General features: G+C 43.0%; 22 protein-coding genes. 21 read left to right on the forward strand and 1 reads right to left on the reverse strand.

Features of this window, described 5'->3' with window-relative positions; translation table 11 throughout:
• The first annotated feature begins 72 nt into the window (after positions 1-72).
• From ACQKNS_RS11205 to ACQKNS_RS11225, 5 genes are all read left to right on the forward strand, one after another.
• Positions 73-1,410, forward strand: coding sequence for an MATE family efflux transporter (locus tag ACQKNS_RS11205; protein ID WP_427642895.1), 1,338 nt, complete (start codon positions 73-75; stop codon positions 1,408-1,410).
• Complete coding sequence (locus ACQKNS_RS11210; RefSeq protein WP_427642897.1) at positions 1,388-2,206, forward strand: nicotianamine synthase family protein; 819 nt, start codon at positions 1,388-1,390, stop codon at positions 2,204-2,206. The genes ACQKNS_RS11205 and ACQKNS_RS11210 overlap by 23 nt, the downstream gene beginning before the upstream one ends.
• A gap of 139 nt (positions 2,207-2,345) precedes the next feature.
• Positions 2,346-2,750 (forward strand): DoxX family protein, encoded by a 405-nt coding sequence (locus ACQKNS_RS11215; protein ID WP_427642898.1) that lies wholly within the window; start codon positions 2,346-2,348, stop codon positions 2,748-2,750.
• Positions 2,751-2,754: 4 nt separating this feature from the next.
• Positions 2,755-3,603: a VOC family protein gene (locus ACQKNS_RS11220; protein WP_427642900.1), complete on the forward strand. Its 849-nt coding sequence runs from the start codon at positions 2,755-2,757 to the stop codon at positions 3,601-3,603.
• Positions 3,604-3,632: 29 nt separating this feature from the next.
• Positions 3,633-4,319, forward strand: a complete 687-nt coding sequence (locus tag ACQKNS_RS11225) for an FMN-dependent NADH-azoreductase (RefSeq protein ID WP_283898108.1) — start codon at positions 3,633-3,635, stop codon at positions 4,317-4,319.
• Positions 4,320-4,391: 72 nt separating this feature from the next.
• Here the strand turns inward: ACQKNS_RS11225 and ACQKNS_RS11230 are convergent, their stop codons facing one another.
• Positions 4,392-5,804 carry a sigma-54 interaction domain-containing protein gene (locus ACQKNS_RS11230; protein ID WP_427642903.1) on the reverse strand — a complete coding sequence of 471 codons (1,413 nt, stop codon included), beginning with the start codon at positions 5,802-5,804 and terminating at the stop codon, positions 4,392-4,394.
• Between the two features lie 382 nt (positions 5,805-6,186).
• Between ACQKNS_RS11230 and pruA the strand changes: the two genes are divergently transcribed.
• The 16 genes from pruA to ACQKNS_RS11310 all read left to right on the forward strand — a co-directional run bounded on the left by pruA (position 6,187) and on the right by ACQKNS_RS11310 (position 25,999).
• Positions 6,187-7,734, forward strand: a complete 1,548-nt coding sequence (gene pruA, locus ACQKNS_RS11235) for an L-glutamate gamma-semialdehyde dehydrogenase (protein WP_427642905.1) — start codon at positions 6,187-6,189, stop codon at positions 7,732-7,734.
• An 18-nt stretch (positions 7,735-7,752) separates the two neighbouring features.
• Positions 7,753-8,946 carry an ornithine--oxo-acid transaminase gene (locus tag ACQKNS_RS11240; RefSeq protein WP_283915505.1) on the forward strand — a complete coding sequence of 398 codons (1,194 nt, stop codon included), beginning with the start codon at positions 7,753-7,755 and terminating at the stop codon, positions 8,944-8,946.
• Between the two features lie 22 nt (positions 8,947-8,968).
• Complete coding sequence (locus ACQKNS_RS11245) at positions 8,969-10,234, forward strand: Glu/Leu/Phe/Val family dehydrogenase (protein ID WP_427642907.1); 1,266 nt, start codon at positions 8,969-8,971, stop codon at positions 10,232-10,234.
• A 37-nt stretch (positions 10,235-10,271) separates the two neighbouring features.
• On the forward strand, positions 10,272-10,526 hold the full coding sequence (locus tag ACQKNS_RS11250) for a hypothetical protein (protein WP_076364404.1): 255 nt from the start codon (positions 10,272-10,274) through the stop codon (positions 10,524-10,526).
• 258 nt (positions 10,527-10,784) lie between these two features.
• Entirely contained in the window at positions 10,785-12,149 is a 1,365-nt protein-coding gene (locus ACQKNS_RS11255; protein ID WP_427644176.1) for a sigma-54 interaction domain-containing protein, read from the forward strand.
• A 241-nt stretch (positions 12,150-12,390) separates the two neighbouring features.
• Complete coding sequence (brnQ, locus tag ACQKNS_RS11260; RefSeq protein ID WP_427642909.1) at positions 12,391-13,722, forward strand: branched-chain amino acid transport system II carrier protein; 1,332 nt, start codon at positions 12,391-12,393, stop codon at positions 13,720-13,722.
• Positions 13,723-13,800: 78 nt separating this feature from the next.
• Positions 13,801-15,426: an amidohydrolase gene (locus ACQKNS_RS11265; RefSeq protein ID WP_427642911.1), complete on the forward strand. Its 1,626-nt coding sequence runs from the start codon at positions 13,801-13,803 to the stop codon at positions 15,424-15,426.
• A gap of 286 nt (positions 15,427-15,712) precedes the next feature.
• Positions 15,713-16,888: a M20 family metallopeptidase gene (locus ACQKNS_RS11270; protein WP_427642912.1), complete on the forward strand. Its 1,176-nt coding sequence runs from the start codon at positions 15,713-15,715 to the stop codon at positions 16,886-16,888.
• 416 nt (positions 16,889-17,304) lie between these two features.
• On the forward strand, positions 17,305-17,976 hold the full coding sequence (locus ACQKNS_RS11275; protein WP_427642913.1) for a DUF975 family protein: 672 nt from the start codon (positions 17,305-17,307) through the stop codon (positions 17,974-17,976).
• Positions 17,977-18,228: 252 nt separating this feature from the next.
• On the forward strand, positions 18,229-18,411 hold the full coding sequence (locus ACQKNS_RS11280) for a hypothetical protein (RefSeq protein WP_427642915.1): 183 nt from the start codon (positions 18,229-18,231) through the stop codon (positions 18,409-18,411).
• A gap of 586 nt (positions 18,412-18,997) precedes the next feature.
• Complete coding sequence (locus ACQKNS_RS11285) at positions 18,998-20,233, forward strand: cytochrome P450 (RefSeq protein WP_427642917.1); 1,236 nt, start codon at positions 18,998-19,000, stop codon at positions 20,231-20,233.
• A gap of 284 nt (positions 20,234-20,517) precedes the next feature.
• Positions 20,518-21,162, forward strand: a complete 645-nt coding sequence (locus tag ACQKNS_RS11290) for a phosphatase PAP2 family protein (protein ID WP_427642918.1) — start codon at positions 20,518-20,520, stop codon at positions 21,160-21,162.
• A gap of 83 nt (positions 21,163-21,245) precedes the next feature.
• The gene (locus ACQKNS_RS11295; protein ID WP_427642920.1) at positions 21,246-21,857 is read left to right on the forward strand and encodes a DedA family protein; all 612 of its coding nucleotides are present in this window, start codon (positions 21,246-21,248) and stop codon (positions 21,855-21,857) included.
• Between the two features lie 151 nt (positions 21,858-22,008).
• Positions 22,009-23,646, forward strand: coding sequence for a spore germination protein (locus ACQKNS_RS11300; RefSeq protein WP_427642921.1), 1,638 nt, complete (start codon positions 22,009-22,011; stop codon positions 23,644-23,646).
• Positions 23,636-24,859 (forward strand): Ger(x)C family spore germination protein, encoded by a 1,224-nt coding sequence (locus ACQKNS_RS11305; protein WP_427642923.1) that lies wholly within the window; start codon positions 23,636-23,638, stop codon positions 24,857-24,859. Before ACQKNS_RS11300 ends, ACQKNS_RS11305 begins: the two co-directional genes overlap by 11 nt.
• 21 nt (positions 24,860-24,880) lie before the next feature.
• Positions 24,881-25,999 (forward strand): GerAB/ArcD/ProY family transporter, encoded by a 1,119-nt coding sequence (locus ACQKNS_RS11310; RefSeq protein WP_427642925.1) that lies wholly within the window; start codon positions 24,881-24,883, stop codon positions 25,997-25,999.
• The last annotated feature ends 19 nt before the right edge of the window (positions 26,000-26,018 follow it).

A 26,018-nucleotide genomic window follows, 5' to 3' on the forward strand; every position in this document is an offset into this window, starting at 1 on the left:
TTGTTATTATTTGATTTTTAAATCGTAATGGTTTCGATTAAAGCGAAGTTTGACTCGTAAGGAGGAAGTAAAGTGAACCATCGATCATATTTGGCCTTGGCCATTCCTCTGACCATATCGACGATAACGACGCCATTGATAGGTGCGGTGGACACCGCTGTTGTGGGTCAGTTACCAAACCCCTCTTATTTGGGCGGCGTAGCTATAGGTACGGTTATTTTCAATACCTTGTATTGGCTGTTTAGTTTTTTGCGGGTGAGCACTTCGGGATTTGCTGCACAGGCACTTGGGGAAAACGATGGGGAGCAAGGCATTTTAGCCTTTTTAAGGCCGTTTATACTGGCGATTGTTGCAGGGGTTGGTTTCATCTTGCTTCAGGGGCCAATTGAACATGTTTCCTTAACACTGATGAATCCCGATGCTGAAGTCCGAAGATATGCGGCTGAATACTTCAACACTCGAATATGGGGGATTCCATTCACTTTGATGAATTACGTCATATTGGGATGGCTGATGGGAATGTCCAAGATCAAGGTTTCGCTAGTTTTACAGGTGCTCATGAACTTGATGAACATTGCCCTGGATTTGCTATTTGTTCATGGATTCGCATGGGGTGTGCAAGGGGTGGCGATAGCGACCCTCCTTTCGGAAGTGACGGCCTTTTTCATTGGACTGAACATTATTGTGAAAGCGTCGCCGCATCGAATGGAAATGCCGCATTTGAAAGAGATGTTCGATCCGTCATCCATTAAGAAAATGATGTCGGTGAATCGGGACTTATTCATCAGGACGCTTTGCCTGTTGGCCGTTTTTAATATCTTCACGGCAAAGGGTGCCTCATACGGAACGGAGATATTGGCGGCGAATGCCGTACTCATCCAAATTCACTATATGATGGCTTTCTTCTTTGACGGGCTCGCAAATGCTTCAAGCATTCTTGTGGGAAAAGCGATTGGTGCGGGTGATAAGCCTTTATATAAGAAGACCCTGATCCTGTCGTTGCAGTGGGGTGTTCTGTCCTCCCTGATGATTGCCGTCAGTTACTATTTATGCGGTGATACCATCCTATCACTTTTCACACGGATACCAAGTGTTATTGAGCTGGCAAACATTTATGGGATCTGGCTTATTTTCTTCCCTCTATTTGCTAGTGTAGGCATCGTTTTCTACGGTGTTTTTACTGGGGCAACAGAAGCTGCCCCGATTCGTAACTCGATGATCTATTCCTTGATTGCCTTTGTGATAACACTTTATATTTTTATGCCGGCATTTCAGAACCATGCATTATGGCTGGCCTTTACTGTATTCAGTCTAGGACGTTCGGTATTTTTGGCATTGTATATACCACGGTTAAACAAAAAATTATTTCCTAATAGGAGTGTGCGCCTTGAAAACGATCAAATGGTCTAGAAATCAGGAAAAAATCATTCATACATATATGGATACTTATAAAATTTTATTAGAAGAAAATGATTTATCACCAAATAACGAAATCATCAATCGCGTTTTAACCGAACTGGTTTCGGTGATTTCGAAACCGTTGGATCAGCATGTGGCTGAAGAAATTCTCAACCATGATGAAATCCGATCGATTCGGGGTACCATGCTTGAAAAGCTTACGATTGCTGAAACATTGATGGAGGATCATTATGCTAATTTATTTGTTGGCAGTGTGAACACCTTGGACGACTTCCGTTCTTTCATTTATTGGGATAACTATAAAGAACTGATTCAAACGGAAATCAGTGAATTGAAAAAGGTGAAAAATGATATTCAATCCTTCGCATTTGTAGGGACGGGTCCTCTGCCATTAAGTCCATTGCTGCTTCAACGGGAGTTGGGTGCAAAAATGACATGTCTCGATATAGATGAACAAGCCCATTCACTTGGAAGGCGCATCGTCCAAGAACTGAATGACGAAGGGGATTCAGACTATATTCTGAATGATGGCGCCCTTCATGACTACACGGAGTTCGATCTTGTATGGATTGCCAGCCTGGTTCCTAATAAAGAAGAAATACTTGAACAGATATTTCAGACGAACCCTGGCGCAACCGTCGCAATACGTTCGGTTGACGGCATTCACCAATTATTATATGAGCCAGTTGATGCGACAAAGTTCAGTAAAGTGGCATGCGAGGAAGTCGGAAGAACGATTGCGGATTCTTTCATCATCAATTCGACCATTTATTATACTTTTAAATAGTGACACCATGGAACGAGTTGCTTAGGCAATTCGTTTTTATTTAGGCAAAAAAAGAAATCCCTACAAACTTACTTGACATTATAAACTTATTAAAATATAATAACTTACATAAAGTAACTAACAAAAGGAGAATTCATATATGAATAAAAATGAAGCGGGTCAAGTTTTTTTAAGGTTGGTTTTAGGTCTTACTTTTTTCATTCACGGTGTTTCAAAGTTTCAAGGAGGAATAGGGAATACGGCTGGATTTTTCGATAGCCTTGGCATTCCAGGCTTCATGGCGTACATCGTTGCAGGAATCGAATTGATCGGTGGACTTGCGGTTATACTGGGTTTGGGAACACGAATCGTTTCCGTCCTATTTGCGGTCATTATGGCGGGAGCGATTTTTACGGCTAAATTACCAGCCGGTTTTCTTGGAAACGGGCAAGCGGCGGGCTATGAACTGGACTTGGCACTGCTGGCCATGTCTGTCTATCTAGCGTGTGCAAACCGCACGGTTCTTTCTTTGGATCATGTGATTTTCAATAAAAAAGGGAAGTGATAATATGGATAAAAATTTTCATCAAAAACCCATTACCTTTGTTGGCGAAGTCAGTATAAATGTTTTGGATTTGAATAATGCCATTTTGTTTTATCAAGAAATCATCGGTCTTCAAGTATTGAAGAAAACAGACCGGCAAGCCGTTTTAACGACAGACGGAAAGACCCCGTTGCTGATACTTGAGCAGCCTGCGGATGTGATTCCGAAACAAGGGCGGACGACGGGCTTATATCACTTTGCCCTTTTGCTGCCAAGCCGACCCGACTTATCGATTTTTTTACGCCATCTACTTCAAACGAAATATCCATTTGGAGCGGCGGATCATGAAGTGAGTGAAGCGCTGTACCTTACCGATCCGGATGGCAATGGCATTGAAGTATACTCTGACCGGCCATCCGCTGATTGGAGATGGGCCGGTGGGGAAGTTGCCATGGGCACGGATCCGTTGGATGGGAATGACCTTCTGGAAGAAAGCGATGGGGAGTGGAGCAAACTCCCTGCAGGCACTTTAATGGGGCATATTCATCTGCATGTAGCGGATTTACGTAAAACGGAAGAGTTTTACATGCAAGGTCTTGGGTTTACCGTTGTGAATCGATATGGAGGAGCGTTATTCACTTCAACCGGTGGATATCATCATCACATTGGGTTGAACACATGGAATGGGGTCGGTGCCCCTGCTCCAAAGGAAAATAGTGTAGGGCTGAACTGGTATACGCTCGTTTTTGCAGATGAAGAAGCGCGAAACAAAGTAACGGAGCAACTGAAAGGAATCGGAGCTGCCGTCACGGAAAAAGAAGGGTATTTCGCTGTAACAGATCCATCTGGCAATGAGATTCATTTAGTCGTCTGAATTTAAGGCAGAAAGCAAGGGTGAGGATAATGGGATTCTTAAGTAGATTATTTGGAAATAAAGAAACCGCGGCAGGGGAGAATGGAAAAATGACAAAAGTATTGTTCGTTAAGGTGAATGATCGTCCAGCAGATCAGGCAATCAGCTCGAAAATGTATGACACATTTTTAAAAGCATATAAAGAGACACACCGGACAGATGAAGTGACCGAGCTGGATTTATTTAAGGAAGAACTTCCTTACTATGGAAATACGGCGATAACCGGGTTGTATAAACGCAACCAGGGTCTTGAACTGACAGCCGAAGAGGAAAAGGCGGCCGAACTGGTTGACCAATATTTAAATCAATTCCTGGCCATGGATAAAGTGGTATTCGCTTTCCCTCTATGGAACTCAACGGTTCCTGCACCGCTAATCACATATCTTTCCTATTTGGCACAAGCCGGTAAAATGTTTAATTATACGGCGGAAGGTCCTGTAGGGTATGCTGGAGATAAAAAAGTCATGCTATTGAATGCCCGCGGTTCCGATTATGCATTAGAAGGAATGGCTTCTGCTGAAATGGCCGTGAATTTAGTGAAAAATATCATTGGCCTATGGGGAATCAATAATCCTGAGGTCGTTGTCATTGAAGGCCATAATCAGTATCCGGACCGGACACAAGAAATCATCGCGGATGGTTTGGAAAAAGTTGTAAAAGCGGCTGAAACATTCTGATTGCGAGTGGAATGAATCAGGCAAAGAAGGCCCTCCATATTAATGGGGGGCCTTCTTCGTGCGGAAATGATGTCATTTGACCTGATACTTTTTCAAGCGGTATTGAAGGCTTTGGCGGCTTATATTCAAGGCCTTGGCAGCTTGGGAGATATTCATGCCATGTTCTTTTAAGATTTTCTCCAAATATTGCTTTTCAGTATTGGCAATATAATCATCAAGGGATAAGGTGGACTCCTGTAAATCCCCATTTGCATGATTCTCTTTTCTTTCGGGATGAATGTCTTCCAAATGGGCTTTCTTCCTAAAAAGAGTCGGAAGGTGGGTGATGTCAATCTTTGTATCGCCAGGTTCCATTAAATTCATGGACCCCTCGATGATATGTTCAAGTTCCCTTACGTTCCCGGGCCAGTCGTAATCATAAAAAAGCGAGTAGACCTCATCGCTGATCCCTTCAATATTCAATTCGAACAGCGCATTGAATTTCTCGATGAAGGATTGCGCCAGCAAGGGAATATCCTCTTTCCGTTCACGAAGAGGCGGGATGAATAACGAAACGACGCTTAATCGATAATATAAATCCTTTCGTAAATGATCATTTGAAATGGCATCTATTGGATCTTCATTTATCGTTGCTATGACCCTTACGTCAATTTGTTTATCTTTTGTATCCCCAACACGGCGTATCGTCCTTTCTTGAAGGGCCCTTAATAATTTCGCCTGCATATTCGGATTTAAGGAATTGATTTCATCAAGAAGGATGGTCCCGCCTTGGGCCTGTTCGAATAAACCTGGCCTTTCAATCGATCCGGTGAAGGCCCCTTTCTTCGTACCAAAAAGAATTCCTTCAATAAGACTATCTGGCAGGGCAGCACAGTTTTGGCTGATGAAAGGCTGTGTCGAACGGCTGCTGCCATTATGGATGCTTTGGGCAAAAAGTTCTTTTCCGGTTCCCGTCTCCCCGACGATGAGGATGGAGGATGCCGTCCTGGTCGAACGCTTGCTTTTTTCAATGACTTCCAAGAAATTCTCACTCGTTCCGATGATGCTGTCGAACGTATATTTCGTATCGCCTTTATTCAAGATATTATCTTTAATGATTCTTTCAAGATTCGTTATATCCTTCGCCACTTCAATGGCTCCGATGATATTTTGGTTCTGATCCAAAATCGGGAACGTATTATTGATTGTTGTGATTTCCTGTCCAAGATTATTAAAGTAGGTCTGCTTCGAGTTTTCGGTTTTCTTTCCAGAATGAAGCGCCCGTATTAATGTGCTCTCCGATTCTTCCTTGAATATAAAGATCTCGTGAATCTTTTTCCCTAATACCTCTTCTGAATCCATGCCTTCTATTTCAGCCATTTTCTTGTTATATATGATGGTCCGCCCTTTTATATCGATTATATGTAACCCGATATCGATTACGTCCACTAGTGAATGGAGGATGGTTTGGAAACCTTCTATTTTAATGATTTGATCTAAATGCATGAATGCCTCCCGTTTTTCTTCTTTTCTTAGAGCTATTGTAGAGGAATTGAAGCAAAGGCGCAAATAAAATTTGCATAGCAAGAATATTTTGCATTGAAGTGCAAAAATATTTTGCGGAAAAAGTGCAAAAACGCTGTTTTTTATGGTTTTTTATGTTGGCATGAATTTTGCATTATTAAAAAGTGTCAGGTTTAAGCGACAAAAATAGGGATTAGAGCAAAAAATAATGGCATACTATGTCAATTTTGCCCCGAAAGTGCTTATTTTCATTGCATTTTTAAAGAAAAAACAATAATTTTTCAAAAAAATGAAAAGTTGGCACGGAACTTGCTTGATTAATAAGGGAGAAGAAAAAACATAAACTTTAGGGAGATGAGCCATAATGGTCCAACCATATAAACACGAACCATTTACTAATTTTAAAATCGAAGAAAACAAAAAAGCTTTTCAAGCGGCATTGAATGATGTAGCTAATGATCTAGGGAAGAAATATCCGCTGATCATTAATGGTGAAAAAGTGTTTACTGATGAAGTCATTACCTCTGTAAACCCAGCAAATAAAGAAGAAGTCATTGGAACCGTATCCAAAGCGAACAAGGATCTTGCTGAGCAAGCGATGCAAGCGGCAGATAAGACATTCCAAACTTGGAGAAAAACGAACGCGGAAGTGCGTGCAAATATTTTATTCAGGGCTGCAGCCACTGTTCGGAGAAGAAAACACTATTTCTCGGCACTATTGGTTAAAGAAGCAGGGAAGCCTTGGAATGAGGCGGATGCAGATACAGCGGAAGCGATCGACTTCATGGAATACTATGCACGTCAAATGCTGAAGCTTAAAGACGGCATGCCAGTGGAAAGCCGTCCGATCGAGCACAATGCTTTCAATTATATTCCACTTGGTGTCGGTGTCATCATCTCACCTTGGAACTTCCCGTTTGCGATCATGGCAGGCATGACGACGGCTGCTCTTGTTTCAGGAAATACAGTTTTATTGAAACCGGCCAGTACAACACCGGTCATTGCAGCTAAATTCATCGAAGTGTTGGAAGAAGCGGGCTTGCCTGCAGGAGTCGTGAACTTCATTCCAGGAAGCGGTGCCGAAGTGGGCGATTATTTGGTAGATCATCCTCGTACACGTTTCATCAGCTTCACTGGATCTCGTGATGTTGGAATCCGCATATATGAGCGTGCTGCAAAAGTTCAGGAAGGCCAAATCTGGTTAAAGCGTGTCATCGCTGAAATGGGCGGTAAAGATACGATCGTTGTTGATAAAGAGGCTGATCTGGAATTGGCGGCACAATCAATCGTCGCTTCTGCATTCGGATTCTCCGGTCAAAAATGTTCTGCTTGTTCACGTGCCGTCATAGTGGAAGATGTATATGACCAAGTCTTGAATCGTGCCATTGAGTTAACGAAAGAAAAAACACTCGGGGAACCAACGGATGTAAATAACTTCATGGGTCCGGTTATTGATCAAGCAGCTTACGACAAAGTCATGAGCTACGTTGAAATCGGTAAAGAAGAAGGGAAACTTGTTGCAGGTGGAGAAGGAGACAATTCAAAAGGTTTCTTCATCCAGCCAACTATCATTGCCGATGTGGATGAAAACGCACGTGTCATGAAAGAAGAGATTTTCGGACCAGTGGTTGCATTCTGTAAGGCAAAAGATTTCAATCATGCAATCGAGATCGCCAATAACACGGATTATGGATTAACGGGTGCAGTCATCTCGAACAATATTGAACATATTGAACAAGCGCGTGAGGATTTCCACGTAGGTAACTTGTACTTCAATCGCGGCTGTACCGGTGCCATTGTAGGATACCAGCCATTTGGCGGATTCAATATGTCAGGTACGGATTCAAAAGCGGGCGGCCCTGATTATTTAGTTCTTCATCTTCAAGGAAAAACAACATCTGAAACGCTATAAATTTTAGGGGGAATCAACATGACAACATTAACGGAAAAATTAATCGAGCAAACAGAACAATATGGTGCAAACAATTATAATCCACTTCCAATCGTCATCGCGAAGGCAGAAGGAGTTTGGGTGGAAGATCCTGAAGGCAACAAATATATGGATATGCTTAGTGCCTATTCAGCAGTGAACCAAGGCCACAGGCATCCGAAAATCATCGACGAATTAAAGAAGCAAGCTGATCGCGTGACATTAACGTCCCGTGCCTTCCATAGTGATAAATTGGGCCCATGGTATGAAATGGTTTCCCGCATTACGCAAAAAGACATGGCCCTGCCTATGAATACGGGTGCTGAAGCCGTTGAAACAGCAATCAAGGCTGTTAGACGCTGGGGTTATGATGTTAAGGGAATCGCAGAAAACCAAGCTGAAATCATCGCTTGCGTCGGGAACTTCCATGGCCGTACGATGGCAGCGGTATCCTTGTCATCCGATGAGGAATATAGAAGGGGCTTTGGACCGATGCTGCCAGGGATCAAGCTTATCCCTTATGGCGATCTTGATGCATTGAAAGAAGCGATTACACCGCAAACGGCTGGATTTTTAATCGAACCGATTCAAGGTGAAGCGGGAATCATCATACCGCCGCAAGGATTCTTAAAAGAAGCTTACGACTTATGTAAAGAAAATAATGTCCTATTCGTTTCTGATGAAATTCAATCAGGACTTGGACGTTCAGGAAAAATGTTCGCCTCTGACTGGGATGGGGTAGTTCCGGATATGTACATTTTAGGTAAGGCGCTGGGCGGCGGGGTTTTCCCAATCTCTTGCGTAGCTGCAAACCGTGAAATCCTTGGCGTATTCAATCCTGGTTCCCATGGTTCTACATTCGGCGGCAATCCATTGGCATGTGCGGTTTCCATCGCTTCATTGGAAGTCCTTGAAGAAGAGAAGCTTGCGGAACGTTCATTGGAGCTTGGACAATACTTTATGGATAGTTTAAAAGAAATCAAGAACCCTATGATTAAAGATATTCGCGGCAGGGGCTTATTCATCGGAGTCGAATTAACAGAAGCAGCAAGACCTTATTGTGAGCAGCTTAAAGAAGAAAAACTGCTATGTAAAGAAACACATGATACAGTTATCCGTTTTGCTCCGCCATTAGTCATTACAAAAGAAGACTTGGATTGGGCAATCGAACGCATTAAAAGAGTTTTATCCTAATATACCTATGAGGTGAATTCCATTGAGTACAACAATCAAAGAAGAAAAAGAAACTGCCAGCTTGCTTGATTCAACACAGGTCGTAATCAAGGAGGCGCTTGATAAGCTTGGCTATTCTGAAGAAGTGTTCGAGCTTTTGAAGGAACCTCTTCGGATGCTGACCGTCCGGATTCCAATTAAGATGGATGACAATTCGACGAAGATTTTCACTGGATACCGTGCCCAGCACAACGATGCGGTCGGTCCGACGAAAGGCGGAATCCGTTTTCATCCCGAAGTCGATGAGGAAGAAGTCAAGGCACTTTCAATGTGGATGAGTTTGAAATGCGGAATCGTGAATCTGCCATATGGCGGAGGAAAAGGCGGCATCATCTGTGATCCGCGCCAAATGTCCATCGGTGAATTGGAAAGGCTTAGCCGTGGATACGTTCGGGCAATCAGTCAAATAGTGGGGCCGACAAAAGATATTCCGGCCCCGGATGTTTATACGAATTCACAAATCATGGCATGGATGATGGACGAGTACAGTAGAATAAGAGAACACGATTCTCCAGGTTTCATTACAGGTAAGCCACTGGTACTGGGCGGTTCACACGGTAGGGAAAAGGCGACTGCACAAGGTGTAACGATCTGTATCGAGGAAGCGGCAAAGCGGAAGGGCATAGAATTGAAAGGTGCACGCATCATCGTCCAAGGATTTGGGAACGCAGGAAGCTTTTTGGCCAAATTCATGCATGATGCAGGTGCGAAAGTGATTGGTATATCGGACGCATATGGAGCCATTTATAACCAGGATGGTCTGGATATCGATTACTTACTTGATAAAAGGGATAGCTTTGGAACGGTAACGACACTATTCGAAAATACAATCACCAATCAGGAACTTCTGGAACAAGATTGTGATATTTTAGTGCCTGCTGCCATTTCCAATCAAATCACCAAAGAAAATGCACATCTTATCAAAGCCCAAATCGTCGTGGAGGCAGCGAATGGACCTACCACATTGGAAGCAACCAAGATCTTGACGGAACGCAATGTTCTTCTCGTACCAGATGTATTGGCAAGTTCAGGCGGTGTGACAGTTTCTTACTTTGAATGGGTTCAAAATAACCAAGGTTATTATTGGGAAGATGCTGAAGTCCAAATCAAATTAAAAGAGTTATTGGTCAATTCATTTAATCAAGTATATGAAATGTCCGAGACAAGAAAAGTGGATATGAGGCTGGCAGCGTATATGGTGGGTGTCAGAAAAATGGCAGAAGCCTCAATATTCCGTGGCTGGGTATAAGCTTTAGTCAAATAATGGAGAGTGGAGGAGTGATTCCGTGTTAAAACCGATTCATACCATCGAGTGTGCTCAGGATGGGACCGTCGAACAAGTTTACGTTCAAAAGAATTCCTATGTTTATGAATGGGAGAGGCTCTTTTTAGTGAAAACGGAAGATGGGAAATTGATTGATGTTTCAATAGGTGCCAGCGGTCACATTACTGAAATTAATGTTTCGGCAGGGGATCCTATTAATAGAAAGCTTCCTTTAGCTTTGCTCCAAGACGATTTTGTTATAACTGGCTCTGATTGATTATAGGAAAGAGGGTGTTCCAAAGGCGGAAGCGATTTCCGCTTTGGGATGCTCTTTTTTTGTTGTGATCATTTACATGATGAAAAAGCCAGGAAAAAGTTTGGAAAGAAAAAACGCCCAGTTTCATGGTAAAATATCAGAATGATTGGACAATGCACGAAGCAGTGCCAAACCAAGAGGCTACAAAGTGAATGGACCGGTTTGCGGGAATTGCCAGGGGTTGAATATGTAAGTTGAGAGGAGGCTGGAAGGGTGAATATGGATGTGGAGATATTCAGGCGATTATCCGAATTTGATAATGTTTTGGTCGTAGATGATAAAGGGATGATCATTTTTTATGATATGGCAGATTTAAATGTCCTTAAAGAGCTTGGGATAAGGCCGGAAGAATTCATGGGGAAGAGTGTCACCTCCTTTTATAAAAACATCACGAACGAAAATAGTACACTCATGAATGTGTTAAGGACGGGAAAGCCGTTATGTAATATAAAACAAGAGATGATCACTAAAACGGGAGAGGTCATCGAAACGATCAATTCCACTTTTCCGATAGCCGAAAACGGTAAAATCATTGGGGCCGTGGAATTCTCGAAGCGTTTCTTTTCCAAGGATGCCATTCAACATTTGGACAAATATTCGAGCCATAAAATCTTCAGGAGAAATAATACCGTTTATACGGTCGATGATATTATCACGGTTAACCCTAAAATGGAAAGCATTAAAGATAAACTCGGAAGAATTGCATTAACGACCTCAAATGTGTTGATCGTTGGGGAAACGGGCACAGGGAAAGAACTTATCGCCCAGGCTATCCATAATTTAAGCGATCGATTTGGAAAGCCCTTCATTTCCCTTAACTGCAGTGCTGTTCCTGCTAGTTTATGGGAGAGTACTTTGTTTGGCACGAATAAAGGGAGCTTCACCGGGTCGGAGGATATGCCGGGTCTATTCGAACAGGCCGAAGGCGGAACTTTATTTCTGGATGAAATCAATTCATTGGATATGGATCTTCAAGTGAAGCTGCTGAAGGCGATTGAAGAGAAAACGATCAGGAGACTGGGCGGAAAGAAAAATATCCGCTTGGACATTCGGGTGATTTCAGCAACGAATGAGGTACCCGATATTTTACTGGCGGAGAAACGGCTGCGGGAAGATTTATTCTATAGAATCGGTGTCGTGCAGATTGACTTGCCAAGCTTGATGGAAAGAAGAGAGGATATAGAAGTCCTTGTTGATCATTATCTGAATTTTTACAACAATACGATGAATATCTATATTGACGGTGTTCAGGATGAAGTGCTTCAATGCTTCAAAAGATATCCATGGCCAGGCAATATCAGGGAATTGAAAAATGCTGTCGAGACGGCATATAATCATGTCCAGTCCAGTAGGATCACCCTTGATGATATTCCTGGAAGAATCAGAGATTATACGGAAGCTCCAATGGCTGAAGAACACAATCTTAATGTGGATTCCTTAAAAGATGCGGTTCAGCAATATGAAAAAGAAATCATTGTGCGTCAATTGAAAAATACGAATGGAAAAATTGCGGAATCTGCCAGACAACTTGGCATCTCCAAACAATTATTGAAATATAAAATGGAAAAACATAAATTGCGGTAAAAATTTTTTTACGCCAGGGGGAAAAATTTCACCCCCTTCATAATGGATTATGATAATCAAAGGGTCACCATTCTAATGCTAAATAGAATCGTGGCCCTTTTTGCCTTGTATGTAGCGTCATAGGTTAGTATGGACAGAAACTATTAAAATATTATAAAGAATTGGCACGGTATTTGCTTATTAGTAGGATAGGCGTATTAAAAGAGGTTTCATTGATTGATAAAAAAATAGAGGTGAATGGATGAATACAAACAAGATAGTACGTGACAGCCTTATTTTTGGTTTTGCTTTATTTGCCGTATTTTTTGGGGCTGGCAACCTGATTTTCCCTCCGTCGATCGGACTTGCATCAGGGTCGGATTGGCTTGTGGCGTTAGTTGGCTTCATTCTTACGGGAATCGTACTCCCTATACTGGGAGTTGTCGCGGTCCTGAATTCAAAAGGGAATTTTGAAGAATTGACAAGGCCGATAAGCCCCTGGTTTTATAAGGTATTCAATCTGGTCGTCATGATAGGGATCGCGATGCTCGTCACTGTACCCCGGACGGCCGCCACCACCCATGAAATGGGGGTTCATACATTATTCCCGAATGTACCATCTTTCGTGACGATGATCATTTTCTTTGGATTGAATTTTTACTTTGCCAGCGATCGATCCAATCTCATTGATAAAGTCGGACAAGTGCTAACGCCTGCTCTGTTCGCGATTCTTCTTTTTATCGTCATCAAAGGCACATTCGACCCATTGGGGGCTCCTGTAAATACGGAAATTCAAAATCCGTTTGGAAACTCCTTTTTTAGCGCTTATCAGACGGGTGACGTCTTCACGGGCCTTCTTTGTGCCTCGGTTTTCATTGGCTCGATTGCAGCAAAAGGATATGCCGAACCTTCCAAAATGAAGCAAGTGGTCATGAATGGAACCATAGTGGCTGGTTTGGGATTGCTCATCATATACGGAGGGCTTCTGTATATCGGTGCTACAGGAAGCGGGTTATTCCCTAAGAACATGGAGAGTGCACAGCTGGTGACGGGCCTGGTTTATAACCTGTTTGGTGATTACGGCACGATTGCATTGGCCATAGCGGTTTCCTTAGCGTGCCTTACCACCTCGATTGGAATAACCGCTTCGATAGCAGACTTCCTTAGCGGGTTGACGAAGCAAAAAGTGAGTTACCGCAATTGGGTGCTCGTCGTCTGTGCCACTGGAGTGTTGATGGGGCTGATGGGTGTCGAAAAGATCATCGACTACTCCGTACCGTTATTCATGGGAATATACCCTGTTTCGATTGTACTTGTCTTGTTTGGCGTTTTCCGCAGATACATACCGAACGCGGGAGCCTATAAGGGGGCGGTCCTGGCCACTTTCATCATCAGTTTATGCGAAACCTTGGAAAGCATCGGCATCCATATGGGATTCATGAATGCTTTCATTTCCATCATTCCATTCAGTTCTTATGGGTTTGCATGGCTCATTCCGGCAGTACTGGGATTCGCGGCGGGAACGTTCATCCACGGAAAACAGGCTCAGGAAATTCCTTCAAGCCCCGTGAATGGCGAAAAGCATACAACTTAAATATTGTGAAAAGACATAAGTTTAAATGTGGAAAAAGGGGTTCATCATTTGATTTTACTTATTAAGGAGAGGGAAAGTATGAATGAGAATGAACGAAATATGAATGTTATTTATATAAATGGAAAAATATTTACGGCAAATCCGAAACAACCTTATGCGAGTGCCATGGTTGTTCGTAATGGGCGCATCGAGTGGGTTGGAGAACAGTCTGAGACAGATGGAATGAATGGGGAACGGATCAATCTTCTAGGGCGGCGGGTGCTTCCCGGACTCATCGATGCCCATCTGCATCCGTTATTTTTAGCTAAGGCAGCCAAGCAAATTCCATGTATGCCCCCTGTCGTTGAATCGATTGAGGATTTGATCAATGCCGTTCGTGAACAGTGTGAATCACATAGTTCAGGGGATTGGATTGAAAGCTGGGGATATGATGAAGGGAAATTGACGGAAGGACGGTCCCCTTCACGCTACGATTTGGATAGGGCGACAACGGACGTCCCTGTTGTCATAACGCGGACCTGCGGCCATATTATCGTCGTCAACAGCAAGGCATTGGAATTGGCCGGGATCACGAAGGACACGCCGAATCCAGCAGGGGGGGAGATTGACAAGGATTCAGGAGGGGAGCCGACAGGGGTATTACGGGAAAATGCAAAAGAATTGGTCAATAAAGTGATGCCGGTTCAAACATTTGCGGAAGAAACAGACACACTTGCCGAACTGAGTCCTAAATTATTATCACATGGCATCACTGCAATCACCGAACTCCTGGCAAGGACCCAGCCGATCGATTACTTGGATATGTATAGGGCAGCAAGCGAAAAGGGCCTAAAGCAACGTACAGTTTTATACTATATTTGGGAAGATATGAAGAACGATATGATCCTGGATAAAGGTAAAACAAACAGGGAATGCCAGAATCATATAGGTGGGGTCAAGTTATTCTCGGATGGCAGCGTGTCAGGTCAAACGGCGTGGGTCGATCCGCCATTTTTAGGGGAAGGAAAGAACCATGGCATACAGATGACATCAGAGGCAGAGTTGTTAGGTGCAGCTGAGGCTGCCAGGAAAAACAATATCCAATTGGTCATACATGCAATGGGGGAGCAAGCTATCGATTTGATCGTGAATACCTTTTACGGAAAAACGGGATGGATTGCGGATGGTCCATCGATAAGGATCGAACATGCAGCCATGCCTACAAAGCAAGCACTTCAGCGGGCAGCTGAAACGGGTATCGCTTTTGTTCCCCAGCCGATCTTCTTATATGCCGAAATCGAAAGCTATCTTAATAATCTGGGTGCAGATCGCACAAGACGAACCTACCCCATCCAATCCATGTTAGAAGCAGGCATTAAACTCGCATTCTCCTCCGATGCACCTGCAACGGCATGGGTCGATCCGGTCAATCCGTTCGTTGGAATCAAGGCAGCCGTAACTCGCGTTGCCTATGACGGTACGGACACAGGCCAGGATCAGCGTGTAGATGTTCCTACCGCAATAACACTATACACCCGGGCCGCTCAGGAGGTAACGAGAATCCCGGATGTCGGGCAGCTCACTCCGGGTTATCATGCAGATTTCATTGTGCTCGACCAAGATATTTTGACAATCAGACCGGAGGAAATCGATACGATTACAGTGGAAGAAACTTATATGGGCGGTTCTTTGGTTTATCAAAAAGAAACGACGATAACTAAATAATAGAACTAGGGACGAAAAGGGAGGCATGTTACCTTTTCGTCCCTTTCACTTTCTTGGGACGGATGTTCAATAGTAGTAAAAAAAATTTTACGCTAGAGGGCAAAAATTTTTACACTTCCATGCGGAATCAATGCTGCGTTTGAGTGTATATGGCGCAAAGGGCTTGCTAAAATCCTATTTTGCAAGAAGCCGAAAGGTTAAATGCAGAAGATCAATAATTGGCACACAACTTGCTGATTTACTGTATGGATAGATTTTATAGTTCATATTTGAGGAGGAAATGGTCATGCAAAGTTTGAAGTTATATCCGGAAATAAAAAGTGTAAGAGAAGATGTGATTGCTTGGCGCCGTCATCTTCACCAGCATCCGGAATTATCCTATCAAGAAGAGAAGACATCGCAATTCGTATACGAAACCCTCTTGTCATTTGGAAACCTGGAAGTTACTCGTCCGACCAAATACAGTGTAATGGCCCGTTTGATTGGTACACATCCTGGAAAAACAGTAGGCATCCGTGCAGATATGGATGCGCTGCCGATCGAGGAAGAGAACTCTTTCGAATTTAAATCCAAAACACCAGGTGTCATGCATGCTTGCGGTCATGATGGTCATACGGCGATGCTTCTTGGGGCGGCGAAAATCCTTTCCGGAATGAAAGATGGCCTGAAAGGTGAAGTCCGCTTCTTCTTTCAGCATGCCGAAGAGTATTTCCCTGGGGGAGCGCAGGAAATGGTAGATGCAGGTGTTATGGAAGGAGTGGATATCGTGATAGGTGCCCACCTCATGTCCACCTTTGAAGTCGGGAAAGTTGGCATCGTGTATGGACCGATGATGGCTGCGCCGGATGGTTTCTTTCTGACCATCAAAGGGAAGGGAGGCCATGGTTCTGCGCCCCATGAAACGATTGACAGCATCGCGATCGGTGCCCAGGTCGTTACGAACCTTCAATATATCGTGTCCCGCAATACAGATCCGCTGGACAACTTGGTTCTCTCCATCGGAAAGTTCGTTGGCGGGGAAGCGGCCAATGTCATTGCAAACTCCGTAGAGATCAGCGGGACGGTTCGAAGTTTCGATTTGAAATTCCGGGAATCCATGCCAATCCTTATGGAAAGGGTAATCAAAGGTATTACGGAAGCACATGGTGCCACTTATGAATTTAACTATCTCACTGGATATCGGCCGGTCATAAATGACAAGGAAATCACCAAGCTCATTGAAGAAACGGTCCGTGAAGTTTATGGAGAACATTCTGTCGACCATCAAAAACCGACGATGGGGGCTGAGGATTTTTCGGCATTCCAACAGAAAGCACCTAGCAATTATTTCTTGATAGGAGCTGGGAATAAGGAAAAAGGAATCACCTATCCCCACCATCATCCGCGTTTTACTTTTGACGAAGATGCCATGGAGTACGGTGTTAACATTTTTATCCATGCTGTTCGAAAGATTTTAGGATAGAATCAAATGAGGTCCCGGTCTATCCGGGAGAAGGAAAAAAGAACTAGATTAAAAAAAAGGGACTTTTTGCCAATATAAATCCAAGCGCCTTCGCTGACCGTACACCCTATGGTTTCGCGAAGGTATTTTAATTTGGATGGGCATATTGCCATATTCCCCTTCATAAACTGTTATGGAACAAACAAGCCAATAGACCAAGGGCAAGAAAGGAGTTGATCATGGCTGCTCGAAACCGCTTGACTCTATCCGTGTGCACTTTCTAGGAATTTAAGCCCACGACTAGAGATATTATGTTAAAATACAACGTGAGATTTAGACATCAAATAAATAGTGGTTTTTCTGAATCTATCCATATTTGCAATAAAAAAGGAACATTCAGAATTCCGCCATTTAAAAAAGGGGAGTTAAAACAGAGTATGAGAATCTCAGAACTAAAAAGGAAAGCCTTACAGTCGTTGGGAGGTAAATGGGGAGTAACTGTTTCGCTTATGTTGCTCTTGTTCTTGATCAACCTCATTTTACCTTTAATTGTCGAAGTGATCGGAAGCGGTGGGTTTTCACAATGGATTATGCAGGAAGAAACACCAGTATGGACCGATATCTTCAGCATGGTCTTTTCCATTGCCCTAATCCCGCTTACCATTTCAACCACTTGGTTCTACCTGAATTTGGCCAGGGGCGAAAACCCTGATATTCCAGAAGTATTCGCTATCTATAAAGATGGAAAAACCTCTTTCAAGCTTATTGGTGCATCCATCTTACAAGCAATTTTCATTTTTTTATGGTCATTATTATTAATCATTCCGGGTATCATCAAGGCTATCGCCTATTCGCAGCAGTTTTTCTTATTGAAGGATCATCCTGAATACACGGTGCTTGAAGCCATTACAGAGAGCAGAAAAAGAATGAAGGGCTTGAAATGGAAGTATTTCCTTATGCACCTAAGCTTCATCGGGTGGGGCATCCTTTGCATGTTCACGCTGGGAATTGGTTTACTATGGTTGATTCCTTATGCAGGAACAACATTGGCAGCATTCTATAATGAATTAATCGTGCCCCAAGATGACGATCAACAAATAGAGGGATAAAAGATAAACCGATAGCAAATGGCTATCGGTTTAAATTTGTGGACGAAAAGTTTGATCGAAAACGGAAGGTACGGGACTCCTGCGGGAAAAGCGTGTCGAGGAGGCTCCCGGACCGCCCGCGGAAAGCGAGTGCCTGGAGTGGAGACCGACGTTCGAGGTTTTTTATTCCCGATTCCCCTTAAAAAGGTTAAATTGTTCATTTTTCCTGGTGTATAATAGAATATTGAGAATGCCATTTAGGGGGATTACATAGTGAGTAGTGGTTTTAATATTGCGGATATGATATACCAATTGTTATGCCTTGTATTTTTAATCATGATCATCGTCGGGACCGTATCTCTTTTTCGTTCCATGAAGCAACGTAAAGCCAGACTGGATATCATGGAAAAGAAAATGGATGATTTACATGAACTGATTAGAAGGGGCAAAAATTGACGGCAGCATCGTTCAAACTGCAGGCAAACTCGAAGAATAGCGAGTATGCCTGCAGTTTTTTATTTGTTGTTTGGAGCGGGTGTACGGGACTCCTGCGGGAAAAGCGTGTCGAGGAGGCTGCCGGGCCGCCTGCGGAAAGCGCCTGAGGGGGTCTCCGCTGGAGTGCCGCAAATTTTTTCAATCCAATAAGGGTTTAACAAACTGGAAGGCTGTAATTATAAAAATTAATCTATATTGAAATAACTTATTGAAAAGCACTGCCTCCGGATTTGAAAGAGAGAATTGGATTTTGAGCATCAAGTGAGAGACATAAAAAAATAGAAAAAGAAAGTGAATTGTAAAAAATAAGCAGTTTTACATAGGGGTTTTGGGATTGTGGTGCAAATTTCATGTTTGGCTGCTGGTATGGAAGATGCATGGTTTGTTTCGGTGTTTTACCCTATAATGGAATAGATGTGAATTTAAGGATTCGGTGAAAAAGTCTATCAGGAATGCTCGACCCTATAACAAAACGACGGAGTTGGAGAATGCTGAACATCCGATCCTTTTGTTAGGTGACTTTTGAGAAGTGGGAGGAGTCGGTTTCATGAAAGAAGTTATTGCAGTAAAAGAAATTACTAGGTTTAAAACACGGTCGGAGGAATTTAATCCGTACGCTTGGTGCAAATGGATGCTGGAAAATGACCCCGTGAGTTATCACGAAGGAACGGATACGTGGAATGTTTTTAAATATGAAGATGTGAAGAGGGTTCTCAGTGATTATAAACATTTTTCAAGTGTTCGGAAACGGACTACCATATCGGTTGGAACGGATAGTGATGAAGGTTCTGTGCCTGAAAAGATCCAAATCACTGAGGCGGATCCACCTGAGCATAGAAAACGCCGTTCACTGCTGGCCGCAGCATTCACACCTAGAAGTCTTCAAAACTGGGAACCTCGGATTCAGGAAATTGCAGATGAATTGATTGGGGAAATGGATGAGGACACGGAAATCGATATTGTGCAATCATTGGCGAGTCCGCTTCCGATCATTGTCATGTCGGATTTGATGGGCGTTCCCTCGAAAGATCGTTTATTATTTAAGAAATGGGTGGATATCTTATTCCTTCCGTTTGATAAAGAAAAACAAGAAGAAGTAAATGAATTGAAGCAAGCGGCAGCAAAAGAATACTATCAGTATTTGTATCCGATTGTAGTGCAAAAGCGATTGAACCCGGCGGATGATATCATCTCCGATCTATTGAAATCAGAAGTGGATGGGGAAATGTTTACGGATGATGAGGTTGTCCGGACGACCATGCTGATTTTAGGAGCGGGGGTCGAGACAACAAGTCATTTACTGGCCAATAGTTTTTATTCCTTGCTATATGATGACAAAGAAGTTTATCGAGAGTTACATGAAAACCTGGATCTGGTTCCGCATGCGGTCGAAGAAATGCTCCGTTTCCGATTCAATCTTATTAAATTGGATCGCACCGTAAAGGAAGATAACGATCTATTGGGTGTGGAATTGAAAGAAGGGGATAACGTGGTTGTTTGGATGAGCGCAGCTAATTTGGACGAAGAGATGTTTGAAGATCCTTTCACCCTTAATATCCACCGCCCTAATAATAAGAAACACCTTACCTTCGGAAATGGCCCTCACTTCTGCCTGGGGGCGCCACTCGCCAGACTGGAAGCAAAGATTGCGCTTACTGCGTTCTTGAAGAAATTCAAGCATATTGAACCGGTGCCACCATTCCAGCTAGAAGAGAATCTTACCGATTCAGCGACCGGGCAAACTTTGACATCCCTGCCGCTTAGGGCGTTCCCTACAGTTTAAAAAAACGAAAAACCTTGTGCCTAACCTGCATAAGGTTTTTTTCTTTTTTATAGTATGGCATACATGTTCCTGCCACTTGAAACGTTCGACTGGAAATCTAATAGTAACCTGAAGTTGAGGTGATCATGTCGAATAGAGTAGTATGATAAAGGGGCAAAATTTGTGCCCAGGCATGTTCCCCGAATTAGGTTGGCGGGCGATCAAGCATTTACATGAAATGAAGAAGATATGATAAAATGGAAATTTCCAAATGGAGCGGTTTTAAAAAGTGAAAGGATGTTATTATGAAATTAAAGCAGCAATTAACCATTGCCTTTATAATAAGTGTACTTTCTTTAATCGGGTTCAGTTTCATAGCATTTACCATAAGTGCAAAGGAATACCTGAAATTCGATGAAGATGTGATTTCATTGGTGCAGGGAATTGAATCTCCGCTTCTGACGGACATCATGAAATTCTTTACCTACATAGGTTCAACCGGTTCCATCATCATCCTTTCCTTGGTCATTTTATTTTTCTTATATAGGGTTTTGAAGCATCGTCTTGAACTAATCCTATTCACTGCGGTCATGGTTGGTTCACCTCTTCTCAATTTGATGGTTAAGCTATTCTTTCAACGCGCGCGGCCCGATTTACACCGGCTCATCGAAATAGGGGGGTACAGTTTTCCCAGTGGACATGCCATGAATGCATTCTCTTTATACGGGATTCTCACGTTTCTGCTATGGCGTCACATTAGGGCTGGTTGGGCCAGGAGTCTATTGATCCTGTTCAGCATGATGATGATCCTCTCGATCGGTATAAGCCGAATATATCTGGGGGTCCATTATCCTAGTGATATCATTGCCGGATATTTGGCGGGTGGTTGTTGGATCGCGATTTCCATTTGGTTTTTCCAAAGGTATCAAGATCGGCGGAAGAATCGTTAATAAAGGGAGCGACGTTATTGTAAGATAAGCAGCCGGCAGGCAACAAGTCAGCTGTTGATCCAAGAAAGTTAGGAGCGTATTAAATGGAAAACTGGATTACGGAATTCATGAATGATTTTGGGTATATGGGAATCTTTCTATTGATAGCATTGGAAAATATTTTCCCGCCGATCCCGTCTGAAGTCATACTCACCTTTGGCGGTTTCATGACGACAACAGCGAACATGACGATCATGGGCGTCGTGATCGCATCGACTATAGGGTCAGTGGCAGGGGCAGTCGTCCTTTATGGGATTGGTTTACTTCTTGATGTGAAGGTCATTGAAAAGTTCGTGGAAAGATGGGGCCATATTCTTAGGTTAACGGTATCGGACGTCCACAAGGCGAACTCATGGTTTGACAAGTACGGGTCATGGACCGTGTTTTTCTGCAGACTGGTTCCGCTGATCAGAAGCCTGATCTCGATTCCGGCAGGCATGTCCCATATGAGCTTTTGGCTCTTTCTGCTTTACACAACATCCGGAACATTGATTTGGAACATCATCTTAGTGAATATCGGGGCAGCAGTTGGATCTTCGTGGGAAGATATCGTAGCGTATATGGACATTTATTCAAACATCGTTTATGCGATATTGGCCTTGCTATTCATTATTTTCGTTGTTTTGATTTTTAGAAGGAATAAAGGCAAAGTATAATTTCAGTTTAGTTGATTGGGCCGTTACATATCTGAGAGTGAACACCAAAGGCTGTCATTGCGACAGCCTTTTTCTTATGGAAGGAAGCAGAATAAAGGGGGAGTGCTTTGGACAAAATGAGTGAAACGAAAAAGGAATGAGGTTCGGTGATATGGCTTCTTTTTTCAAACAAAAGAGACAAGTGAAGCAACGTGAAAAGAAAAAGGAAGATGAAAATCAATCCAAAAGCACGACGCCTGATTATATTGAAAGTTCCATTTCCGCCAATCTGGAAATTGTGAAGAAAAGGACGGGAAACAGTCCGGACATCATCATCCGAACGTTGAAAATCGGTCAAAATCCGGAGATGAAAACAACTATCTTGTATGTGCAAGGCCTGGTTGATAATCCAAGCGTTACGGACTTTTTAATTGAGTCAATCATGAAAAATCCTCATCTATCAGGAAAAATGCTTCCACAAGAAGCATTGGATATAATCTCAGAAGACGTGGTTTCCCTCGGTGGTGTAGAAACTGTCAAGGATTGGGAAAAATTATTTTTGTCATTATTATCAGGGGACAGCATCATTTTTGTTGATGGAATAAACATCGCCCTGGTTGCCAGTACAAGAGGAGGAGAACAGCGCTCGATTCAGGAGCCAAGCACGCATTTGACTGTCCGGGGATCAAGGGAAGGGTTTACGGAATCGAATGGAACGAACATCGCCATGTTACGCCGGATCATCAATACCCCGGATTTATGGATAGAGTCGATGAAAATTGGCACGGTGACAAAAACGGACGTTTCCATCATGTATATAAATGGAATTGTCAAAGAAGAGGTCGTCGAGGAGGTCAAGAAGCGCTTAAATCGAATTAATATCGATAGCATTCTTGAATCAGGATATATTGAACAATTGATAGAAGACCAGGTCATGACCCCATTCCCAACCCTTAACCATACAGAAAGACCGGATATGGTCGCAGGAAACCTTCTGGAAGGAAGAGTGGCGATATTCGTTAATGGATCGCCTTTCGTTTTGATAGCCCCGGCATTATTCGTACAGTTTTTCCAATCTGTCGAAGACTACTATAACCGCTTCGACATTGCTTCAGCCACACGTTTTTTACGGATCATCGTTTTCATTATTTCTATTGTCGGACCCGCTGTCTATGTTGCAGCCACGACTTTTCACCAGGAGATGATCCCTACGAAGTTGCTGGTCATTGTAGCGGCCCAAAGGGAAACGGTTCCTTTGCCTGCCGTCGTTGAAGCGCTTCTCATGGAAATGACCTTTGAAATATTAAGGGAAGCAAGTCTTCGGATGCCAAAGGCTGTTGGTTCGACCATGTCCATTGTCGGAGCATTGGTCATCGGGCAGGCGGCTGTCCAGGCTGGTATCGTATCGCCGGCAATGGTCATCATCGTCTCGATCACGGCGATTGCCAGTTTTGCAACCCCTTCTTATTCCATAGCGATTTCTGCCCGCATTGTGCGGTTCGGATTCATCATTTGTGCCGGCACTTTAGGTTTTTATGGGATGATTTTAGCCTTCTTCATCCTTATTGTCCATTTATGCAGCCTGCGTTCACTTGGAATTCCTTATATGACACCGCTCGCCCCTCTGAATCCGGAAGGGTTGGGCGACACATTCTTCAGAAGACCGATGTGGGCTTTCAAGGAAAGACCAAAATTATTATCCAACGAAAATAATCTGATAAGGGAAGGCGGAAATCAAAGGCCATTGCCTCCTGAATCACGTGGAATGAAAACGTCTGACGAGAAAAAAGGTGAAGGCAATGAATCGTAAAAAGCTAATTCTGTTCCTGATGGTGATCTGTACTACATTCACCTCAGGCTGTTGGGATAAAACAGAGTTAAACGAAATGGCCATCGTCTCGGCGGTTGGACTCGACAGAAATAAAGAAGGAAAGTTAGTGGGATCGTTCCAAACCATTAATCCAGGCAATGTAGCAGGAGCTCTTCAGGGGGGCGGCGGAACGAATCCACCGATATCCATTTATAGGGCCACCGGAAATAATGTATATGAACTGGATAGTATCGCTTCAACTAAAATCTCGCGTGATATGTATTTTGCCCATGCCAACTTGATTGTCATCGGTGAGGAACTAGCAAAAGAAGAGGGCCTCAACGATATTTTCGACGCATTTGAGCGCTCACCGGAATTCAGGGCAACTACGAGGATCGTGATTGCCCGGGGTGTGAAAGCAAGGGATATTGTCGAAACGTTAACGGCAATCGATAAGGTATCTGCCGAGAAAGTCATTAAGACGGTTGAAACCACTGAAAAAACCCAGGGGAAAAATATTAGCGTCAATCTCCAAGAAACGATCAAGAATCTGCTTAGTACCGGAAAAGAACCGATAATAAGTGGTTTTACCGTGAGAGGAAACACAGGTAAAGAGGATAAAATGGAGAATACCATGTCCTCGGATATTGAGGCAAATCCTAGTGCAGCAGGAATAGGTGTTTTTAAAGACGGGAAATTGATTGACTGGCTGGATGGTGAAATGGCAATAGGATCTATGTGGGTATTGGATAGGATCGAAAATACCAATTCAAACCTTGATTGGGGGGGGAAAAAAGACTCCATCACCTATCAGGTGATTCGTCAAAAAACCAACATTTCGGTAAAAATGAAAAATGGAAAACCTAAAGTATTTATAACGGCCCGTGCAGAAGGAGATATCCGCGAAGTGAATGTTCCTTTGAATCTAACCGATACGCATGTTCTGATAGATATTGAAAACAAGTTAGCGAAAGACTTGAAGAAGAAGATGGAAGATGCGATCGTTCGGGCACAGAAAAATAAAGCGGATATTTTTGGCTTTGGTGAAATCATGCACGAATCCCACCCTAAAGAATGGAAGAAAATCGAAAAAAACTGGGACGATGTTTCTTTTCCTGAAATGGAAGTAGATGTGCAGGCAGAAACTTTCATTCGACGTACCGGATTACGCAATAAGCCGTATCTTTCGAATTTAAAAAAGAATGATCAATGATGGAAAGGAAGTGGCATCCTGATGGAAAAGGCAAAAATCAGCGGTTACCAGCTGTTCGTCCTTATTTTCCTGTTTGAAATGGGCAGTGCACTTTTGGTTCCGCTTGCAGGTGAAGCCAAGCAGGCTGCTTGGCTAGTCATCCTTATTGCGATGATAGGCGGATTTTTATTATTTTTCATTTATTATGGCCTTTATCAATACTACCCTGATCAGCTGTTAACAGAGTTTGTAAAACAGATATTGGGGAGGTTTCTAGGCAGGATCGTAGCATTTCTATACATCCTTTATTTTACCTATCTTTCTGCTAGGGTGCTGAGGGATTTCGGAGATACACTGCTTACTTTTGCCTATCCTCATATTCCATTATTTTTTGCGAATGCTGTATTCATTTTAGTCGTGGTGTATACGGTCCGTAAAGGGATTGAAGTATTGGCGAGGACCGGGGAACTATTTTTTGTCCTGGAGAATTTACTTTTAATGACCTTCATGCTTCTAATCATTGCTTCAGGCATGATCCATTTAAACAACTTAAAACCGATTTTTGAAATCAGCGCGACAGAGATGATGAAAATGGGCTTGACTAAAACCGTATACTTTCCATTTGGCGAGGTCATAGTGTTTTTAATGATTTTTCCTTATTTGAATGAACCTCAGCGATTGAAAAAAATTGGAATAGGAGGTTTGGCGACAAGCGGTATTTTCCTCTCGGTCATAATGGCCGTGAATATTGCTGTACTTGGTGTGGACCTTACAACACGTTCGCAATACCCTCTTCTTACCCTCATTCAATCCATAGAAGTCGCTGGCTTTCTTGAACGTCTCGATGTGTACTTCTTGTTTTTGTTGATGATTGGCGGGTTCATCAAGATAAGTGTATTTACTTATGTAGCGGTAACGGGTACGGCGAATGTTTTCAATGTTAAACAGCCCTCCAGACTTGCTTACCCTGTTGGTATCATCATTTTATTGATCTCGATCATTATCGCAAGCAGCTATACGGAACATATCTATGAAGGGCTAGGTGCCGTACCCTATTACATCCATCTGCCATTTCAGGTGATCATCCCGTTGCTTCTCTTGATCATTGCCTTTTTTAAGAATCGAAAAAAAGGAAGACAAAGCACCAAAATAAGTTCCTAAAAGGTGGAATTGATGAGAA

Origin of the sequence: Peribacillus sp. NPDC094092, from assembly GCF_050279365.1 — a bacterium.
In the GTDB taxonomy this organism is placed as follows: Bacteria; Bacillota; Bacilli; order Bacillales; family DSM-1321; genus Peribacillus.

Excerpts from the sequence above, each read along its gene's own strand:
- ACQKNS_RS11275 (WP_427642913.1), top strand. The coding sequence starts at position 17,305 with ATGAGAATCTCAGAACTAAAAAGGAAAGCCTTACAGTCGTTGGGAGGT.
- ACQKNS_RS11295 (WP_427642920.1), top strand. The coding sequence starts at position 21,246 with ATGGAAAACTGGATTACGGAATTCATGAATGATTTTGGGTATATGGGA.
- brnQ (WP_427642909.1), top strand. The coding sequence starts at position 12,391 with ATGAATACAAACAAGATAGTACGTGACAGCCTTATTTTTGGTTTTGCT.
- ACQKNS_RS11240 (WP_283915505.1), top strand. The coding sequence starts at position 7,753 with ATGACAACATTAACGGAAAAATTAATCGAGCAAACAGAACAATATGGT.
- ACQKNS_RS11255 (WP_427644176.1), top strand. The coding sequence starts at position 10,785 with ATGGATGTGGAGATATTCAGGCGATTATCCGAATTTGATAATGTTTTG.
- ACQKNS_RS11225 (WP_283898108.1), top strand. The coding sequence starts at position 3,633 with ATGGGATTCTTAAGTAGATTATTTGGAAATAAAGAAACCGCGGCAGGG.
- ACQKNS_RS11285 (WP_427642917.1), top strand. The coding sequence starts at position 18,998 with ATGAAAGAAGTTATTGCAGTAAAAGAAATTACTAGGTTTAAAACACGG.
- ACQKNS_RS11270 (WP_427642912.1), top strand. The coding sequence starts at position 15,713 with ATGCAAAGTTTGAAGTTATATCCGGAAATAAAAAGTGTAAGAGAAGAT.
- ACQKNS_RS11310 (WP_427642925.1), top strand. The coding sequence starts at position 24,881 with ATGGAAAAGGCAAAAATCAGCGGTTACCAGCTGTTCGTCCTTATTTTC.
- pruA (WP_427642905.1), top strand. The coding sequence starts at position 6,187 with ATGGTCCAACCATATAAACACGAACCATTTACTAATTTTAAAATCGAA.
- ACQKNS_RS11300 (WP_427642921.1), top strand. The coding sequence starts at position 22,009 with ATGGCTTCTTTTTTCAAACAAAAGAGACAAGTGAAGCAACGTGAAAAG.
- ACQKNS_RS11220 (WP_427642900.1), top strand. The coding sequence starts at position 2,755 with ATGGATAAAAATTTTCATCAAAAACCCATTACCTTTGTTGGCGAAGTC.
- ACQKNS_RS11305 (WP_427642923.1), top strand. The coding sequence starts at position 23,636 with ATGAATCGTAAAAAGCTAATTCTGTTCCTGATGGTGATCTGTACTACA.
- ACQKNS_RS11265 (WP_427642911.1), top strand. The coding sequence starts at position 13,801 with ATGAATGAGAATGAACGAAATATGAATGTTATTTATATAAATGGAAAA.
- ACQKNS_RS11290 (WP_427642918.1), top strand. The coding sequence starts at position 20,518 with ATGAAATTAAAGCAGCAATTAACCATTGCCTTTATAATAAGTGTACTT.
- ACQKNS_RS11230 (WP_427642903.1), bottom strand. The coding sequence starts at position 5,804 with ATGCATTTAGATCAAATCATTAAAATAGAAGGTTTCCAAACCATCCTC.
- ACQKNS_RS11215 (WP_427642898.1), top strand. The coding sequence starts at position 2,346 with ATGAATAAAAATGAAGCGGGTCAAGTTTTTTTAAGGTTGGTTTTAGGT.